General features: G+C 50.6%; 1 rRNA gene. It reads right to left on the bottom strand.

Going from position 1 to position 255, the window contains the following annotated elements:
• Positions 1-255: ribosomal RNA gene (locus tag MMG82_RS21675) — 23S ribosomal RNA — on the bottom strand; the annotation flags it as partial.

The raw sequence follows: 255 nt of genomic DNA, 5'->3' as shown, positions 1-255 counted from the left end.
TCTTGCGATAACCCAATCAATTAACCTTCCGGCACCGGGCAGGCGTCACACCGTATACTTCCTCTTGCGAGTTTGCACAGTGCTGTGTTTTTGATAAACAGTTGCAGCCACCTGGTATCTGCGACTCTCGTCAGCTTAGAGAGCAAGTCTCATCACCAACAAGAGCGTACCTTCTCCCGAAGTTACGGTACCATTTTGCCTAGTTCCTTCAGCCGAGTTCTCTCAAGCGCCTTGGTATTCTCTACCCGACCACCT

It is taken from the genome of Shewanella sp. MM_2022_3 (assembly GCF_022557375.1).
In the GTDB taxonomy this organism is placed as follows: domain Bacteria; phylum Pseudomonadota; class Gammaproteobacteria; order Enterobacterales; family Shewanellaceae; genus Shewanella; species Shewanella xiamenensis.
This window is presented reverse-complemented; position numbering and strand designations above follow the sequence as displayed.